This is a genomic window from Pseudomonas sp., assembly GCF_032058845.1.
GTDB lineage: Bacteria > Pseudomonadota > Gammaproteobacteria > Pseudomonadales > Pseudomonadaceae > Aquipseudomonas.
This window is the reverse complement of record NZ_DAMCCR010000093.1, coordinates 1-16,708: the sequence shown is the minus strand read 5'-3', so window position 1 is coordinate 16,708 and position 16,708 is coordinate 1. Positions and strand designations below refer to the sequence as shown.

General features: G+C 65.0%; 13 protein-coding genes and 2 pseudogenes. 5 read left to right on the top strand and 10 right to left on the bottom strand.

What is annotated here, in order from left to right:
- Positions 1-103: 103 nt before the first annotated feature.
- Positions 104-1,945, bottom strand: coding sequence for a dihydroxy-acid dehydratase (gene ilvD, locus RT028_RS16200; protein WP_312936133.1), 1,842 nt, complete (start codon positions 1,943-1,945; stop codon positions 104-106).
- Positions 1,946-2,455: 510 nt separating this feature from the next.
- Here ilvD and mgtE point away from each other — a divergent pair.
- Positions 2,456-3,511 (top strand): magnesium transporter, encoded by a 1,056-nt coding sequence (gene mgtE / locus RT028_RS16195; protein WP_312936132.1) that lies wholly within the window; start codon positions 2,456-2,458, stop codon positions 3,509-3,511.
- Between the two features lie 64 nt (positions 3,512-3,575).
- Here the strand turns inward: mgtE and RT028_RS16190 are convergent, their stop codons facing one another.
- Positions 3,576-4,772 carry a class I SAM-dependent rRNA methyltransferase gene (locus RT028_RS16190; protein WP_312936131.1) on the bottom strand — a complete coding sequence of 399 codons (1,197 nt, stop codon included), beginning with the start codon at positions 4,770-4,772 and terminating at the stop codon, positions 3,576-3,578.
- Between the two features lie 214 nt (positions 4,773-4,986).
- On the opposite strand from RT028_RS16190, the gene RT028_RS16185 reads away from it, so the two are divergent.
- Both RT028_RS16185 and mutM read left to right on the top strand, forming a co-directional pair.
- Entirely contained in the window at positions 4,987-5,805 is an 819-nt protein-coding gene (locus RT028_RS16185) for an HDOD domain-containing protein (protein WP_312936134.1), read from the top strand.
- Between the two features lie 3 nt (positions 5,806-5,808).
- Positions 5,809-6,621, top strand: coding sequence for a bifunctional DNA-formamidopyrimidine glycosylase/DNA-(apurinic or apyrimidinic site) lyase (mutM, locus tag RT028_RS16180; protein ID WP_312936130.1), 813 nt, complete (start codon positions 5,809-5,811; stop codon positions 6,619-6,621).
- Between the two features lie 171 nt (positions 6,622-6,792).
- Here the strand turns inward: mutM and RT028_RS16175 are convergent, their stop codons facing one another.
- Together RT028_RS16175 and coaD are read right to left on the bottom strand one after the other, a co-directional pair.
- Complete coding sequence (locus RT028_RS16175) at positions 6,793-7,044, bottom strand: YfhL family 4Fe-4S dicluster ferredoxin (RefSeq protein WP_020295838.1); 252 nt, start codon at positions 7,042-7,044, stop codon at positions 6,793-6,795.
- 111 nt (positions 7,045-7,155) lie between these two features.
- The gene (gene coaD / locus RT028_RS16170; protein ID WP_312936129.1) at positions 7,156-7,635 is read right to left on the bottom strand and encodes a pantetheine-phosphate adenylyltransferase; all 480 of its coding nucleotides are present in this window, start codon (positions 7,633-7,635) and stop codon (positions 7,156-7,158) included.
- A 257-nt stretch (positions 7,636-7,892) separates the two neighbouring features.
- On the opposite strand from coaD, the gene RT028_RS16165 reads away from it, so the two are divergent.
- Positions 7,893-8,747 carry a sulfurtransferase gene (locus RT028_RS16165; RefSeq protein WP_312936128.1) on the top strand — a complete coding sequence of 285 codons (855 nt, stop codon included), beginning with the start codon at positions 7,893-7,895 and terminating at the stop codon, positions 8,745-8,747.
- A gap of 12 nt (positions 8,748-8,759) precedes the next feature.
- Here RT028_RS16165 and RT028_RS16160 read toward each other — a convergent pair whose 3' ends face one another.
- From RT028_RS16160 to RT028_RS16135, 6 genes and pseudogenes are all read right to left on the bottom strand, one after another.
- Entirely contained in the window at positions 8,760-9,752 is a 993-nt protein-coding gene (locus tag RT028_RS16160; RefSeq protein ID WP_312936127.1) for a hydrolase, read from the bottom strand.
- Between the two features lie 136 nt (positions 9,753-9,888).
- On the bottom strand, positions 9,889-11,295 hold the full coding sequence (locus RT028_RS16155; RefSeq protein WP_312936126.1) for a pitrilysin family protein: 1,407 nt from the start codon (positions 11,293-11,295) through the stop codon (positions 9,889-9,891).
- Positions 11,292-12,608 carry a pitrilysin family protein gene (locus RT028_RS16150; RefSeq protein ID WP_312936125.1) on the bottom strand — a complete coding sequence of 439 codons (1,317 nt, stop codon included), beginning with the start codon at positions 12,606-12,608 and terminating at the stop codon, positions 11,292-11,294. The genes RT028_RS16155 and RT028_RS16150 overlap by 4 nt, the downstream gene beginning before the upstream one ends.
- A gap of 92 nt (positions 12,609-12,700) precedes the next feature.
- Positions 12,701-13,300, bottom strand: coding sequence for a 16S rRNA (guanine(966)-N(2))-methyltransferase RsmD (rsmD, locus tag RT028_RS16145; protein ID WP_312936124.1), 600 nt, complete (start codon positions 13,298-13,300; stop codon positions 12,701-12,703).
- Positions 13,300-14,652: pseudogene (locus tag RT028_RS16140) on the bottom strand (M16 family metallopeptidase); the annotation flags it as partial. The gene rsmD and the pseudogene RT028_RS16140, both read right to left, overlap by 1 nt.
- A gap of 112 nt (positions 14,653-14,764) precedes the next feature.
- The gene (locus RT028_RS16135; RefSeq protein WP_312936122.1) at positions 14,765-16,120 is read right to left on the bottom strand and encodes a pitrilysin family protein; all 1,356 of its coding nucleotides are present in this window, start codon (positions 16,118-16,120) and stop codon (positions 14,765-14,767) included.
- Between the two features lie 231 nt (positions 16,121-16,351).
- Between RT028_RS16135 and RT028_RS16130 the strand changes: the two are divergent.
- A pseudogene (locus tag RT028_RS16130) lies at positions 16,352-16,708 on the top strand (signal recognition particle-docking protein FtsY); the annotation flags it as partial.

The following is a 16,708-nucleotide window of genomic DNA, read 5'->3' as shown; positions in this document are numbered from 1 at the left end:
GCGCTCCGGTCAGCCGCGATGGACCGCGAAGCGGTCCCTTTCACTTAACTGACTGGCATTAGGCGCACCCGGCGCCGGTTTTTCCGATCAGGCCTACCGAGCCTTACAGCCCTTCGAGCATCGCCTTGTTGCGCACCGCGCCCTTGTCAGCGCTGGTCGCCAGCAGGGCGTAGGCCTTGAGGGCAGTGGTGACTTTGCGTGGGCGGACTTCGACCGGTTTCCAGCCTTGCTTGTCCTGCTCGATACGGCGATGCGATAGCTCTTCATCGCTGACCAGCAGGTTGATCGAGCGGTTGGGGATGTCGATCAGCACCTTGTCGCCATCGCGCACCAGACCAATCGCGCCACCGGCAGCAGCTTCGGGCGAGGCGTGACCGATGGACAGGCCCGAGGTGCCGCCCGAGAAGCGACCGTCGGTGAGCAGCGCGCAGGCCTTGCCCAGGCCCTTGGACTTCAGGTACGAGGTCGGGTAGAGCATTTCCTGCATGCCCGGGCCACCTTTCGGGCCCTCGTAGCGAATGATGACGATGTCGCCAGCCTTCACTTCATCGGCAAGGATGCCGCGCACGGCGCTGTCCTGGCTCTCGAAGATCTTCGCGTTGCCTTCGAACACGTGGATCGACTCGTCGACACCGGCGGTCTTGACCACACAGCCGTCCATCGCGATGTTGCCGTACAGCACAGCCAGGCCGCCTTCCTGCGAGTAGGCGTGCTCGAAACTGCGGATGCAGCCGTTCTCGCGGTCGTCGTCGAGGGTTTCCCAGCGGGTCGACTGGCTGAAGGCGGTCTGGGTCGGGATGCCGCCAGGGCCGGCCTTGAAGAAGGTGTGCACGGCTTCGTCGTCGGTCTGGGTGATGTCCCACTTGGCGATGGCTTGCTCCATGCTCGCGCTGTGCACGGTGGGCAGATCGGTGTGCAGCAGGCCGCCACGGGCCAGCGAGCCGAGGATGCTGAAGATGCCGCCGGCGCGGTGCACATCTTCCATGTGGTACTTCTGGATGTTCGGCGCCACCTTGCACAGCTGTGGCACGGTCCGCGACAAACGGTCGATGTCGCGCAGGTCGAATTCGACTTCGCCTTCCTGCGCTGCGGCCAGCAGGTGGAGGATGGTGTTGGTCGAACCGCCCATGGCGATGTCGAGCATCATGGCGTTCTCGAACGCCTTGAAGTTGGCGATGCTGCGCGGCAGTACCGATTCGTCGTTCTCACCGTAATAGCGCTTGCACAGCTCGACGATGGTACGCCCAGCCTGCAGGAACAGCTGCTCGCGGTCGGCGTGGGTGGCCAGGGTCGAGCCATTGCCCGGCAGGGCCAGGCCCAGCGCTTCGGTCAGGCAGTTCATCGAGTTGGCGGTGAACATCCCGGAGCAGGAACCACAGGTCGGGCAGGCGCTGCGCTCGTACTCGGCGACTTTTTCGTCGGAAGCCGACGAGTCAGCGGCGATCACCATGGCGTCGACCAGGTCCAGGCCGTGGCTGGCCAGCTTGGTTTTGCCCGCTTCCATCGGCCCACCGGAAACGAAGATCACCGGGATGTTCAGGCGCAGTGCGGCCATCAGCATGCCAGGGGTGATCTTGTCGCAGTTGGAGATGCAGACGATGGCGTCGGCGCAGTGCGCGTTGACCATGTACTCGACCGCATCGGCGATGATTTCGCGGCTGGGCAGCGAATAGAGCATGCCATCGTGGCCCATGGCGATGCCGTCATCGACCGCGATGGTGTTGAATTCCTTGGCCACGCCACCGGCGCGTTCGATTTCGCGGGCAACCAGCTGGCCCAGGTCCTTCAGGTGCACGTGCCCCGGGACGAACTGGGTGAACGAGTTGGCGATGGCGATGATCGGCTTCTTGAAGTCGTCGTCTTTCATGCCGGTGGCGCGCCACAAGGCACGGGCGCCGGCCATGTTGCGGCCGTGGGTGGAAGTCTTGGAACGATAATCAGGCATGAAGCACTCCTGGCGGCTTGATCAGGTCACGTAAAGGGGAAGTGAGCTTCTCTTGTCCATTGCGCCGAAAGCCGGTTGCCGTTGGCACGGATGAGGTCGACGACAGCACGGGATCACCGCGTGCTCGACCAGAGCTCATAAACCCGCCGGGGGATGACTGGCGATGAATAGGGCCGATTCTACACCGCCAGGGCAGGGAAGGAACGGCGAGTTGGACGTCCGGCGGCTGCGGGTTCGCGGCGTTCTGAGCCGGCCATGGATCGAACGCCGTGTAGGACACTTCCGAAAATCTACCAATTGGCGAGCCCGAGGCTGACTTCGGCCATGCCCCTCCCTATGATTGCCGCGCCGCATGTGCGGCTCGACGAGATACACCTCAATGGACCTTCCCAGTTTCAGTTCCCCCGGAATCTGTCATCTGGCACTGAGCGCGCCGTCGCCAGGGCTGCCGCAGGCTTGAGCCCGACAGGGTGAGGTCCGCAGGTGCCTGCACGGCGCCTGGAGACTCTCATGCATCACGATTTACACGCGACCCCTTCCCCAGACGATCTGCGCCAAGCCGCCCAGGCCCGCCGCGATCAGTTCCTGCAACTCGGCCACTACCGCGAAGGCACTGCCGGCGCGCTCATGACCAGTCAGTACTCGAGCCTCGATCGTGGCCTGCACGCCAGCCAGGCCATCGACATGCTGCGCCACGAGGCGGCCGATGCCGAAACCATCTATCAGTCGTATGTCCTGGATAGCGCGCGCAACCTGCTCGGCACGGTTTCCCTGCGCGAGTTGATCCTGGCGCTGCCGGACTGCCCCGTGGAACGGATCATGACGCGCCAGGTGCTCAGCGTGAGCGTTTCCACCTCGCAGGAAGACGTGGCGCGGTTGATTCGCACGCACGACCTGCTGGCGGTACCGGTCATCGACGATGCCGGACGCCTGGTAGGCATCATCACGTGCGACGAGGCCATGGACGTGGTGGTCGATGCCGCTACCGAGGACTTCCACAAAGGCGCGTCGATCACCACCCACATCGGCAACCTGAAAACCGCCACCCTCGGCCTGCTCTACCGCAAGCGTGTGCTATGGCTGGTGCTGCTGGTCTTCGGCAACCTGTTCTCCGGCGCCGGGATCGCGGCCTTCGAAGACACCATCGCGGCGCACATTGCATTGGTGTTCTTCCTGCCGTTGCTGGTCGACAGCGGCGGCAACGCGGGTGCGCAGTCCGCAACCTTGATGGTCCGTGGTCTGGCGACGGGTGAAGTGGTACTGCGTGACTGGCTGCAATTGCTCAAGCGTGAATGCGGGGTTGCCCTGGCCCTGGGGGCCACCATGGCCCTCGCGGTCGCCGGCCTCGGCCTGGTGCGCGGAGGTGCAGATATCGCCTTGATCGTTGCCAGCAGCATGGTGCTGATCGTGCTGATGGGCAGCCTGATTGGCATGAGCCTGCCGTTCATGCTCAGCCGACTCAAGCTCGACCCTGCCACCGCGAGCGGACCGCTGGTCACATCGATCGCCGATGCGGTGGGGGTACTGGTGTATTTCGGGATTGCGTCGCACGTCCTGGAGATCTGAGAGCGCCTTGGCGACAGCGACCACGCTTGAGGTGGTCGCACGCTGGGCCCGCGCATGGCGCGCTTCAGCTATTGGGCAGCAACCGGCAGGTAATGCTCTTGATGTAGCGCGTTTCCGGGATTGCCGGGTGCACCGGATGGTCCGGGCCCTGGCCGCCGCGTTCGAGCAACTGCAGGTTGCGGTCCAGGTGGCGGGCGCTGGTCAGCAGGATGCCGTTGAGGTCGTCTTCGGGCAGGTGCATCGAGCACGAGGCGCTGACCAGAATGCCGTCCTTGTTCAGCAGGCGCATGGCTTGCTCGTTGAGGCGGCGGTACGCACCTTCGCCATTCTTCAGGTCTTTCTTGCGCTTGATGAAGGCGGGCGGGTCGGCAATGATCACGTCGAAGCGCTCTTCAGCGGCCTTGAGCTCTTTGAGCGCCTCGAAGACATCGCCTTCGATGCAGGTCATCTTCTCTGCGATACCGTTCAGCGCGGCGTTGCGCTCCACGCCGTCCAGGGCAAAGCCCGAGGCGTCGACGCAGAACACTTCACTGGCACCGAACGCACCGGCCTGCACACCCCAGCCGCCGATGTAGCTGAACAGGTCGAGCACGCGCTTGCCGCCCACGTAGGGCGCCAGGCGCGCGCGGTTCATGCGGTGGTCGTAGAACCAGCCGGTCTTCTGCCCTTCACGCACCGGGGCTTCGAACTTTACGCCGTTTTCTTCCAGCGCGACCCAGTCCGGCACTTCGCCGTAGACGGTGTCGACGTAACGCTCGAGGCCTTCGGCGTCGCGCGCGGCGGAGTCGTTCTTGAACAGGATGCCGCTGGGTTTGAGCACCTGTACCAGGGCGGCGATGACCTCGTCCTTGTGCGCTTCCATGGTCGCCGAAGCCAGCTGCACCACCAGGATGTCGAAGAAGCGATCCACGACCAGGCCCGGCAGCAGGTCGGAATCACCGTAGACCAGGCGGTAGCACGGCGTGTCGAACAGCCGCTCGCGCAGCGACAAGGCCACGTTGAGGCGGTGCACCAACAGGGATTTGTCCAGCATCAGCTTGGCGTCGCGCGACAGCAGGCGGGCGCAGATCAGGTTGTTCGGGCTCACGGCGACCACGCCCAGGGGCTTGCCGCTGGCGCTTTCGAGAATGGCCTGCTGTCCGGCGCTCAGGCCTTGCAGCGGGGTGGCGGCGACGTCGATCTCGTTGCTGTAGACCCATAGGTGACCGGCGCGCAGGCGGCGGTCGGCGTTGGCTTTGAGGCGAAGGCTGGGCAGGGACATGACGTCGCTCCGGGGAAAAAAGAGCGGGAGTATAACGTGTCGGCCACGCCCGGTCGTGCCCGAGCGCCGGCCTGTGACAAATGGTTCATCCAGCGAAGTTCACGCTCAACGATTGCCTGTGCTGCAGGTAGAATCGGGGCATCTTTCCGAGTACGTGCACATGGCCCCCGAACTGACCCCCGAGCAGATACAGCAAGCCTTGCAAGGCATCAGCATTCCCCCGCAGCCGCAGATCCTCGTCGACCTGCAGTTCGAGCAATACATGCCAGACCCGGACCTGGGCACCATCGCCCGCTTGATCGCCCAGGATCCTGGCCTCTCCGGCGCGCTGCTCAAGCTGGTCAATTCGCCGCAGTTCGGTCTGAGCAACAAGATCGGCTCGATCCAGAAGGCGGTCAATCTGCTGGGCAGCCGCTCGATCATCAACCTGATCAACGCCCAGTCGATCAAGGGCGAGATGAGCGATGAAACGATCGTGACCCTCAACCGCTTCTGGGACACCGCCCAGGATGTGGCCAACACCTGCCTGACGCTGGCCAAGCGTACGGGCATCCAGGCGACCGACGAAGCCTACGCGCTCGGGCTGTTTCACGACTGTGGCGTGCCGCTGATGCTCAAGCGCTTTCCCGATTACATGGCCGTGCTGGAAGAGGCCTACGCCCAGGCCAATGAAGGCTGGCGCGTGGTGGACACGGAAAACCGTGCGCTCAACACCAACCATTCGGTGGTCGGCTACTACACCGCCCGCTCGTGGCGTTTGCCGGAGCACCTGATCATGGCCATCGCCAACCATCACAATGCCCTGGCCGTGTTCAGCGATGAGTCATCGCACAATGCCAACCCGCAGTTGAAGAATCTGCTGGCAATACTCAAGATGGCCGAGCACATCTGCGCGTCCTACCGCGTGCTGGGCAGCCAGAGCGTCGACCACGAGTGGAACGCCATCGCGCCGTTGGTGCTGGACTACATCGGGCTGTCGGAATACGACTTCGACAGCCTCAAACAGAACATCCGAGAATCGAGCGGGCACTGATTCATGCCGGAACTGCCAGAAGTCGAAACTACCCGACGCGGGATCGCGCCCTTCCTCGAAGGCCAGCGCGTCAACCGTGTGATCGTGCGTGATCGCCGCTTGCGTTGGCCGATCCCCGAAGACCTCGACGTGCGCCTGTCGGGGCAACGCATCGTGACCGTCGAGCGGCGCGCCAAATACCTGCTGATCAATGCCGAGGTGGGCACGCTGATCAGCCACCTGGGCATGTCGGGCAACTTGCGGCTGGTCGAGGGCGGCTCGCCGGTGGGCAAGCACGAGCATGTCGATATCGAGCTGGAGTCCGGCCTGATCCTGCGTTACACCGACCCGCGGCGCTTCGGCGCGATGCTCTGGAGCCTCGACCCGCTCAACCACGCACTGCTGCTGCGCCTGGGCCCGGAGCCGCTGACCGAGCTGTTCGATGGCGAGCGGTTGTTCCAGCTCTCACGCGGGCGTTCGATGGCGGTCAAGCCGTTCATCATGGACAAAGCGGTGGTGGTGGGCGTGGGCAATATCTATGCGAGCGAGGCACTGTTCGCGGCCGGCATCGATCCGCGGCGCGAGGCCGGCGGGATTTCCCGGGCGCGGTACCAGCGCTTGTCGAGCGAGATCAAACGCATTCTGGCGGCCGCCATCGAGCGCGGCGGCACCACGTTGCGCGATTTCATCGGCGGCGACGGTCAGCCGGGATACTTCCAGCAGGAGCTGTTCGTGTACGGACGGGGCGGGGAGCTGTGCAAGGTCTGCGGCACGACCTTGCGCGAGGTCAAGCTGGGCCAGCGGGCAAGCGTGTACTGCCTGCGCTGCCAGCGCTGAGCCGGGTGGACCGGGCGCTGTAGCGAACGCCTAGGCTCTGTCTGAAAAGCCTTGAGACTCGGTTATGCTGCGTTAAAAACAGCCTCGGAATGCTCATTTACTCTAGTAAACTCCGCTTCCTCGGCTGTTTTTGCCTTGCCTAACCTTCGCTCAAGACTTTTCAGACAGAACCTAGGCCTTGCCGGTGATCTGGCGGTACTTGGCCATGAGCTGTTCTTCGGTCTCCGGGTGGGCTTCATCCAGCGGGATGCAGTCGACCGGGCAGACCTGCTGGCACTGCGGCTCGTCGTAATGGCCCACACACTGGGTGCACAGGTTGGGGTCGATCACGTAGATCTCCTCGCCTTGAGAGATCGCGGCGTTCGGGCACTCGGGTTCGCAAACGTCGCAGTTGATGCAATCGTCGGTGATGATCAGGGACATGGGGACTCCGGCCGGGGCATCGCGCCCGGGCATGTAGCTAACTGAGCAAGGGCGCAATTGTGCCGCATTCACGCCCGCAGTGCACGCGGGCGCGTGTTTACGCCCCTGGGGCTATTGCTTGAAACGCTCGGTCAGCGCGTCGGCCACGACCGGGTGCACGAACTTGGTGATGTCGCCGCCCAGCGCCGCAATTTCGCGGACCAGCGTCGAGGAAATGAACGAATAACGCTCTGATGGGGTAAGGAACAGGCTTTCCACATCGGGGGCCAGTTGCCGGTTCATGTTGGCCAGCTGGAATTCATACTCGAAATCCGACACCGCCCGTAGCCCGCGCAGCAGCACATTGGCGCCCTGTTCCTTGGCAAACGCAGCAAGCAGGGTGGAAAAACCGAGCACGGTGACGTTCGGCAGGTGGCGGGTCACCTCCTGCGCCAGCGCCACCCGTTGTTCCAGCGGGAACAGCGGATTTTTCTTGGGGCTGGCCGCCACGGCAATGATCACGTGATCGAACAGCCGCGAAGCACGCTCGACCAGGTCGCCATGGCCCTTGGTAATCGGGTCGAAAGTACCCGGGTACAACACTCGGTTCATCGCTTGATCCTGGCAGGAGTGCGTTGGGGAGTCGGATGGTAGCGCAGCGACTGCGCCCGGCCAAGTCGCGTGGTCGAATGATGGCACTGTAGACAGTGCGGGTATTGCCTGTCACCTGGCCGACCGGCGGTCGACACGTCGTTCGCGCCTGTCGGGCCTGTGCGCCTTGGCGCCGCACGCAGCTACACAGCAGGTTGCAGATGACCGTAAGATGAACCTCGCCCTGCGCCACCCCCGTCATCGATAAGGAGTTAGTCATGCCGCTTGCGCAATTGATCACCCCGCAGCAGTTGGCCGAGCGTCTGGAGACGCCTGGGGTGGTAATCCTCGACTGCCGTTTTTCACTGGACGATGTCGACTACGGTCAACGCAGCTACGCCGAGGGGCATATCGCGGGTGCGCATTTCGCCGATCTTGAGCGCGACCTCAGCGGGGCGGTGAGCAAGGGCCGTACCGGGCGCCATCCGTTGCCCGATCCGGCGCAGCTGTCGGCCCGGCTCAGGGAGTGGGGTATCAGTGCCGACAGCGAGGTGGTGCTGTATGACGACGGCCCGGGGCTGTTCGCGGCGCGTGCCTGGTGGCTGCTGGTCTGGCTGGGCAAGCGCGATGGCGTGGCGCTGCTCGACGGCGGCCTGAAGGCCTGGCATGCGGCGCACCTGCCGCTGAGCCTGGACCCGCCCGACAAGCGCGAAGGCGGCTTCAGCGGCGCACCGAGCGCAGAGCTTGTGATCGATGCCGAGCATCTGCTCCAGCGCCTGCACAACCCGGCCATGACCTTGATCGATGCCCGCGGCCTGCCGCGTTTTCGCGGTGAGGTCGAGCCGATCGATCCGGTCGCCGGGCATATTCCGGGCGCCCAGTGCCAGGCCTTCAACGATAACCTCGAGGCCGACGGGCACTTCCGCACGCCAGAGCAGCTCAGGCAACGCTTTGCCGCAGCCCTGGGCGAGCGCCCGGCCGAGCAACTGGTGGCGTACTGCGGCTCGGGCGTGTCGGCGTGCCACAACCTGTTCGCCATGGCCTTGGCCGGTTATCCACTGGGCCGTCTGTACCCCGGGTCATGGAGCGAGTGGATCACCGATCCACAGCGGGAAGTCGCCACGGGCGACTGATCCCGCAGCCCGCTAGACACCGTCCACCAGCCACTGCGGGATGCGCCGTTCCAGGTAATAGTGCGGCCGGCGCAGGCTGCCTTCGACAAACCCCACGTGGCCGCCCCGCGCATGCAGCTCGAACTGCGTCTGTGGCGGCAGCTCTTCCGGGCTGGGCACGCTGTGGCTGAACACGAAGGGGTCGTCCTTGGCATGGATGATCAAGGTGGGTGTGCGGTTGTCGGCCAGGTAGAAACGGCTGGAGGCGCGCTTGTAGTAGTCGTGAACGTCGCGAAAGCCGTTGAGCGGGGCGGTGACCTTGCCGTCGAACTCCCAGAACGTCTTCAGGTTGCGCAGCGAACCCAGGCCGTCGAGTGTTTCCACCGTGGCGTGATGGCCACCGTCGCGCAAGTGGCGCTGCTTGTTCTGCACGTAGGCCAGCATCTCGCGCATGAAATGCGCCTGGTAGACCTTGGAAAAGCCCAGGCCGATGCGGTCGGCGCACTGGTCCAGGCGAAACGGCACCGACACGGCCACCGCCGATTGCAGCTGGCTCTGCGCGCCGCGTTCGCCCAGGTATTTGAGCAGCACATTGCCGCCCAGGGAATAGCCCACCGCATGCAGCGGGGCCAGCGGGCGCTTGGCGCGCAGCAATTCGATGATTTCGGCGAGGTCTTCGCTGGCGCCGGAATGGTAGCTGCGTGGCAGCAGGTTGGGTTCGCCCGAGCATCCCCGCCAGTTCACCGCCACGCTGGCCCAGCCGCGCGCCGCGAGGGCCAGCTGCAGGCCTTTGACATAGGGCGAGTTGGACGAGCCGGTGAGGCCGTGCAGCACCAGTACCAGTGGCGCGTCAGGCTGATGTGGGCCGTACCAGTCCAGGTCGATGAAGTCGCCATCGGCCAGCCATAGCCGCTCACGCTCACGCTCGAGGGGCGCAAGCTTGCGCCAGAGCGGGCCCCACAGGGTTTGCAGGTGCGGGTTGGCCAGGCCGGTGGCGGGACGAAAAGGGGCGGTGCGGGTGGGCATGCTGTAAGACTCCAGGTAAGCCCTGGCAGCTTGCCACGAAACACCGCCTGGTGGATCAACGCCAGTCAGTTGACTGATGGGGCAGGTAAGCGCCGGCAATCGTCAGGCGCGGCTCAACTGACGGGCGTGGGCTGCGCTATGCGTCGGCAAGGCTGGGCAGATGCTGTTGTGCCTGGCGTGGGCCGACCGTGAAGAAGCTCATCTGCTGCACATCGATCCAGCGTTGCAGGGCCTGGTGCACCTGCGCGGGCGTCAAGGCTTGGAGTTGCTCGAGGTGCCGGGACAGGTAGTCCATCGGCAGCCCCAGCTGGCTGTGTTCAGCCAGTTGCGCTGCGCTACGATCGTTGCGTGCTGCGGTGAGTAGCAGTTCGCCTGCGTACTGGTTCAAGGCGCGTTCCAGCTCGGCCGCGCTGGGGCCTCGCTCGACCAGGCAGCCGATGATTGCCAGGACCCGGCGGCGAGAGGCTTCGGTGTATTCGGCAGCGATGTCCCACTCCACCCGCAGCACGCCCCCGGCGCGCCACAGCGTTAGCACGGCGCGGATGTCGTAACTCAATGCACGACGCTCGCGCAGTTCGCTCGACAAGCGCGAACCGAGGCCGCCACCCAACACCTTGCAGCCCAGCACCATCGCTGCGTGGTCGGGATCGCCAGGGTGCAGTTGCAAGGGCATGGCCAGCATCGCCTGCACGCCGCTGCCGGCGCCGGGCAATTCGCGTCGTGTGGTTGCGCTGGGCCGCGGCGTCGGCAATGCGACCGCGGCCCAGTCCTGCGTCAGCGCCGCGCTCAAACGGCCCGTGAGGGCGTGTGCCTGGGCCAGGGACAGGTTGCCCACCACGGCGATATCCACGTTCCGCGCGCTGTAGGCGCGGCGGTGGAACGTGCGCAGGTCGTCCTGGGTGAGCGCGCTGACGGCGCTCACGGTACCGTAGACGTAGGATTCATAAGGGTGGTCGGCAAACAACTGGCTCAATACTGCCCGTTGCAATGCGCTGGCAGGGTTTAGCTCGACCTGGTTCAGGTGTGCGAGCAGGCGCGCCTTGATCTTGTCGAGCGCTGGCGCGTCGAAGCGTGGGCGGCCGAGCAGCGTGCTCAGCAGGTGCAGCGCGGGTTCGAGCACATCGGGTTGGTTCAGGCAGCGCAGCGATAACGTCGCATGGTCCTGGTGTACCTGCCGGGTCACTAACGCGCCAAGGTCTTCGAAGGCAGTGGCCAGGCCCTGGGCGTCATAGTGGTCTGCGCCTTGGTCGAGCATGTACAGGGTTGCCGCAGCCAGCCCAGGGGCAGGCCCGTCCAGACGGCTGCCGGCGTCGAAGCGCAGCACGATGTCGATGATCTCCAGTTCAGCGCTTTCGATGAAGCGCACGCGGCTGTCGTGGGCGGTCAGCCAACTGTGCACAGGGCGATCGATGCTCGGCAGGTGGCTCAAGTCGATACGCCCGACCGACTCCAGCGTACCGAAATCGATGGCCTCGGCATGCCGCTCGGGATCGATGCAGGGTAGATCGTCGGCCGTCCGGGACGCGGGTTGGATAGCAATCATTGGGCGTTTTCCTCGGGCTGTGTGTAGGTCACGGTCAGGCGCTCGCGGGTCAGGTACTGGCGGGCGGCGTGTTGAATGTCTTCAGCGCTGACAGCCTCGATCCAGGCACGCGCCTGCGCGAACGCTTGCGGTCTGGCGCCGCTGACCAGATAGCGGCCAACGTCGTAGGCATGGTCTTGCAAGGCATCACGGCGAAACACCTGGTGTGCGAGCAGCTGGGTCTTGGCTCGCTGCAGTTCGGCGGCGGTGACAGGGTGGTGGACGAGACTGTCGACGATGTTCAGGATGCGCTCGCCCGCTTGCTGCGGGGTGATCTGGCCGGGGCTGATGAGCGCCCGCAGGGTGAGCAAGGTGTCGCCGCGAGCCAGCCAGTCGAATTCGCTGAGCACACCCCGCAGGATGGGCTCATCGCGTACCAGCGCGCTGTGCAGTCGTGAGCTGGCGCCCGTGCTGAGCAGCGTCAGGGCCACGTGCAGTGCGTACACGGCTTGCGGGGCCGGGGCCGTGTTCAGGCCAGGGGTGTTGAAACTCAGCGCTACGCCTGGACGCAGGCCTTTGATCTGCACGGTCTGGCGGCGCTCGCCCAGTGCTGTCGAGTGGCTGAAGGCGACGGCGCGCTGGGTCGCGAAGGCGGGCAGGTCAGCGAAATGACGCTCGACCCGCGTGCGCAGTTCGGGCAGGGTCAGATCGCCGGCGACCACCAGCGTAGCGTTGTTGGGGTGGTAATGGCGGGCATACCAGCCCCGAACCTGGGCCAGCGTCATGGCCTGCAGCTCGTCGAACGACTCGTAGCGTGACCGGGCATACGGGCTCGGGCCGTGGGCCAACCTCAGGTGCTGGAGGTTGGCCTGCTCGTCGGGTGAGGTGTCCACGCGTAGCCGGTATTCATTGATCAACGTATCGCGGACGGTGCTGAAGGCCTGTGGGTCGAGCAGGGCGTGGGCCATGATGTCGGCCTGTGCTTCGAGCACGATCTCCAGTCGATTCACGGGCAGGGTGGCGACGTAGAGCGTGGCGTCATCGAGTGTGAATGCGCGTGGGTGCGCGCCGAGGCGGGCCAGCACGTTGCTGTACTGCCCCCGAGGCAGCTTGCGGCTGCCCGTGAAGACCAGATGTTCCAGCGCATGGGACAACCCCGACTGCCCGGCGGGCTCATCGCTGGCGCCGACGTGGTACCAGAGCTGGGCCGTGGCCAAGGGGGCTCGATGATCTTCCAGCAAGACGACCTGAAAACCGTTGTCCAGCGTGAAGTGATGCGTGGCAGCAGACGCGGCATGCTGCACGAGCGACGTGGCTGCAGGGGAGGTGGGCATGACCGAAGTGCTCCTTGTGTGGGAATCAAGGTGCAGCAGCTTCGGTCAGGCGAGGTGGGGTGCGGTGTTACTTACGTCAGTGCTGGTTGCAATCAGCCACGCTGCCAGAGCGCGTAATGCACCTGGCCGGTCTTTTTCTCGCGGTGCAGGCGCCAGTTGCCGGGCATCTGCAAGGTGGAAGGTGCCGCCTCGCTTTCGGTGTAGATCCATGCCTGCTCGCGCAACCACTGTTGCGACTCGAGCAGGGTGCAGGTGTCGGCAAGCAGGTCCTTGTGGAAGGGTGGATCGAGGAACACCAGGTCGAACTGCTGCTTGGCCGGGCCTTGCAGGTAACGCAGGGCATCGGTGTGCAGAATCTGCCCGCGGGGGCTGCGCAGCAGCTCGAGGTTGTTCTTCAGGTTGGCGATGGCGGCAGCGTTGCTGTCCAGGGCCACGGCGCTCTCGGCGCCGCGCGACAGCGCTTCGAGCACCAGCGCGCCGCTGCCGGTGAAGGCGTCCAGCACGTGGGCGCCTTCGATGTAGGGCGCCAGCCAGTTGAAGACGGTTTCACGCACACGGTCCGGGGTGGGGCGCAGGCCTTCACCTTCAGGCACGGCGAGGCGGCGGCTGCGCCACTCGCCGGCGATGATGCGCAAGTGCCCGGCGCCTTTGCTGGCGGTTACCGGCCGGTTGGGGGTCGTTGCTCTGGCCATTAGTGCTCCGGTACGCCGAGTGGCTGGTCGGCGGGTCTTTCAGTGGGCGGCGGCAGTGGCTTCTGCGGCACGGTCGGGCCGACCGTGACGATCACCAGCTGGTTGGCGGCCAGGTGCTTGTTCATCGCCGCCTTGACCTGCTCGACGGTGAGCGCCTGGGACTGCTGCATGAAGTCTTCCAGCCAGGTCAGCGGCAGGTTGTAGAAGCCGATAGCGCCCAGCTGGCCGACGATGCTGGCATTGCTGGCCGTCGACAGCGGGAAGCTGCCGGCCAGTTCACGCTTGGCATCGTCCAGCTCCTGCTGGGTAGGGCCGGTCTTGAGGTAGTCGGTCAGCAGGTCCTGAACCAGCTTGAGCGTGCCTTCGCTCAGCTCGGCACGGGTTTGCAGGTCGATGGTGAAGGGGCCGCGGACCTGCATCGGGGTGAACGAGGAGTACACGCCATAGGTCAGGCCGCGTTTTTCCCGCACTTCGGTCATCAGTCGCGTACCGAAGGCGCCGCCACCGAAGATCTGGTTGCCCATCGACAACGCGGCCCAGTCCGGGTCGTTACGGTCGATGCCGAGCTCGGCGAGCATCAGGTGGGTCTGCTTGGAAGGGAAGTCGATGTGCTTGACCTCGGCCTTGGGCTCGCTGGGCTGTGCCGGGGCCGCCAAAGCTGGGCCTTTGGGCAGGGCAGCAGACACCTTTGCGGCGATGCTTTCAGCCTCGCTGCGGCTAAGATCGCCGACCAGGGCAATGACCGCGTTACCTGCGGTGTAGGCCTTGGCATGGAACGCGTGCAGTTGCGCCTGGGTGATACCGGGAATGGAGGCTGCGGTGCCTTCGCTCGGCGTGCCGTAGGGATGGCTGCCGTACAGCGCGCTGGACAACGCCTTGCTACCGAGCTTGCCGGGGTTCTGCTTGTCGTACTCGAACCCGGCCAGCAACTGGTTCTTGATGCGCTTGAGGGAGTCTTCGGGGAAGGTCGGCTTGCCGACCACGTCAGCGAACAGGTCCAGTGCCGGCGTGCGCTTGTCGGCCGCACTCAGGCTGCGCAGGCTGGCCACGGCCATGTCGCGGTACGAGCCATTGCCGAAGTCGGCGCCGAGGTTTTCGAAACCTTCGGCGATGGCGGTGACGTCCTTGCCCTGCACACCCTCGTTGAGCATGGCGTTGGTCAGGGTGGCCAGGCCTTGGACGCCGGCATCCTGGCTGCTGCCAGCGGCGAAGGTCAGGCGCAGGTCGAACATCGGCAGTTCACGGGCTTCGACGAACAGCACCCGCGCGCCTTCGGCGGTTTTCCAGTCCTGCACGTTGAGCTGACGGCGGCTGGGGGCCTTGCTGTCGAGCGCCTTGAGCGACTGCAAACCCATGGGTGGGGTGGGCTCGGCAGCCTGCACGGGCGTAGCCAGCACTGCCGAGACAGCCAGGGCCAGGGCGATCAGGCTGTTGTTGAATGAAGTCTGGCGCGGTGCGCGGCGATCACTCATGAGCGGACTCCTCGGGCAGTACATGGGCAACGCTCAGGCGTTCGCGGGTGAAGTAGGTGCGGGCGGCGTCCTGGATGTCCTTGGGCGTCACGCGCTTGAGGGCATCGAGTTCGCTGTCGATGAGCTTCCAGGACAGGCCGACGGTTTCCAGCTGGCCGATGGTGGTGGCCTGGCTGCTGATCGAATCGCGGTCGAACACCAGACCGGCGATGACCTGAGCGCGCACGCGCTCGAGCTCTTCTGCGCTGGGCGGGTTGTTCTTGAGGTCGTCAAGCTGCTCCCACAGGCCTTTTTCGACGTCGGCGAGGGTCTTGTTCTTCTGCACGTTGGGCGTGGCAGAAATCAGGAACAGGCTGTCGCCACGGGTAAAGGCGTCATAGCCGGACGACGCGCCGGCGACCAGCTCCTGGCCGCGTTCGAGGCGTGATGGCAGGCGTGCGCTGTAGCCGCCGTCGAGCAGGGCCGAGATCAGCCGCAGGGCATGCACGCTGCGGGCGTCTTCAGCGGTGGCCAGGCCTGGCACGTTGAAGCCGTAGATCAGGCTTGGCAATTGCGTGGCCACATGCACGGTGAGCTGACGCTGGCCGGGCTCGGCCAGCTCCAGCGGCAGCTTGGCAGGCGGTATGTCCCGCTTGGGAATGGCGCCGAAATACTGCTGCGCCAGGGCCTTGATTTCATCGACCTTGACATCGCCCACCACCACCAGCGTGGCGTTGTTCGGCGCGTACCAGGACTCGTACCAATGGCGCAGTTCCTCGACCTTCATGCGTTCCAGGTCAGCCATCCAGCCGATGGTCGGCGTGTGGTAGCCGCTGGCGGGGTAGGCCATGGCGCTGAACAGCTCGAAAGCCTTGGCGTTGGGTTTGTCATCGGTGCGCAGGCGGCGCTCTTCCTTGATGACTTCGATTTCCCGGGCGAACTCGTTGGCTGGCAGGCGCAGGCTGGCCATGCGGTCGGCCTCCAGCTCGAAGGCGACCGGCAGGCGGTCACGGGCCAGGACCTGGTAGTACGCGGTGTAGTCGTCGCTGGTGAAGGCGTTTTCCTCGGCGCCGAGGTCGCGCAAGATGCGCGAGCCTTCGCCTGGGCCTACCTTGGCGCTGCCCTTGAACATCATGTGCTCGAGGGCGTGCGACAGGCCGGTCTGGCCGGGCGTTTCGTAGCTGGAGCCGACCTTGTACCAGATCTGCGACACCACCACGGGGGCGCGGTGATCTTCACGCACCACTACCTTCAGGCCGTTCTCGAGGGTGAATTCATGGGTGGCCTGGGTATCGGCGGCAAGGGCGGCGAATGGCAAGCAAACGGTGCCGAGCAGCAGGCCGACAGCGCGGCGGGCTAGAGCATTCATAGGGGGTTCAACCTGTTCGGCGGCCCGCTAGGATTTAGCGTCGGCGGGCCTGGAGGTGCTAGGATACTGATCCGGTCGCCTGGCGACCATGCCTGTCGCCGTTCTGGCCCGCGGGCCTTTAAACCAAAACGTTACGCATGAACCAGTCGGATCAAAGATAGTCTGTTCTGCGTCTATTGAATTCCTGATGCGCCACTGCTGGCTCATCGCTGCCTTGAGATAGCCGTCTCCATGTTTGGTTCCAACGACGACAAGAAAGCGCCGGCCGAGGCTGGTCAGAAGAAAGGCCTGTTCAGCTGGTTTCGCAAGAAGCCCCAGGCAGCCGAAGAACAGCCTGCCGTCGAGCCGCCAGCCCAGGCGCTGCCCGCGGCTGAGGTCGAGGCCGAGGTTCTGCAGCCTGCGCCGACGGTAACCGCGCCAGGTGCGCTGGAGCCTGTGCAGCCCGAAGCGCCGGTCAGCAATGTGGTCCTGCCGGTGGCCGAAGAGCCCGTCGCGCTGGTGCCGGATCTGGAGCCTGCGCAGCCGCCGGTAATTCCCGAGCGGGGGGGGCCGACGGAGGCGGAGGTTGCGCCTGCGCCTTCACCGATT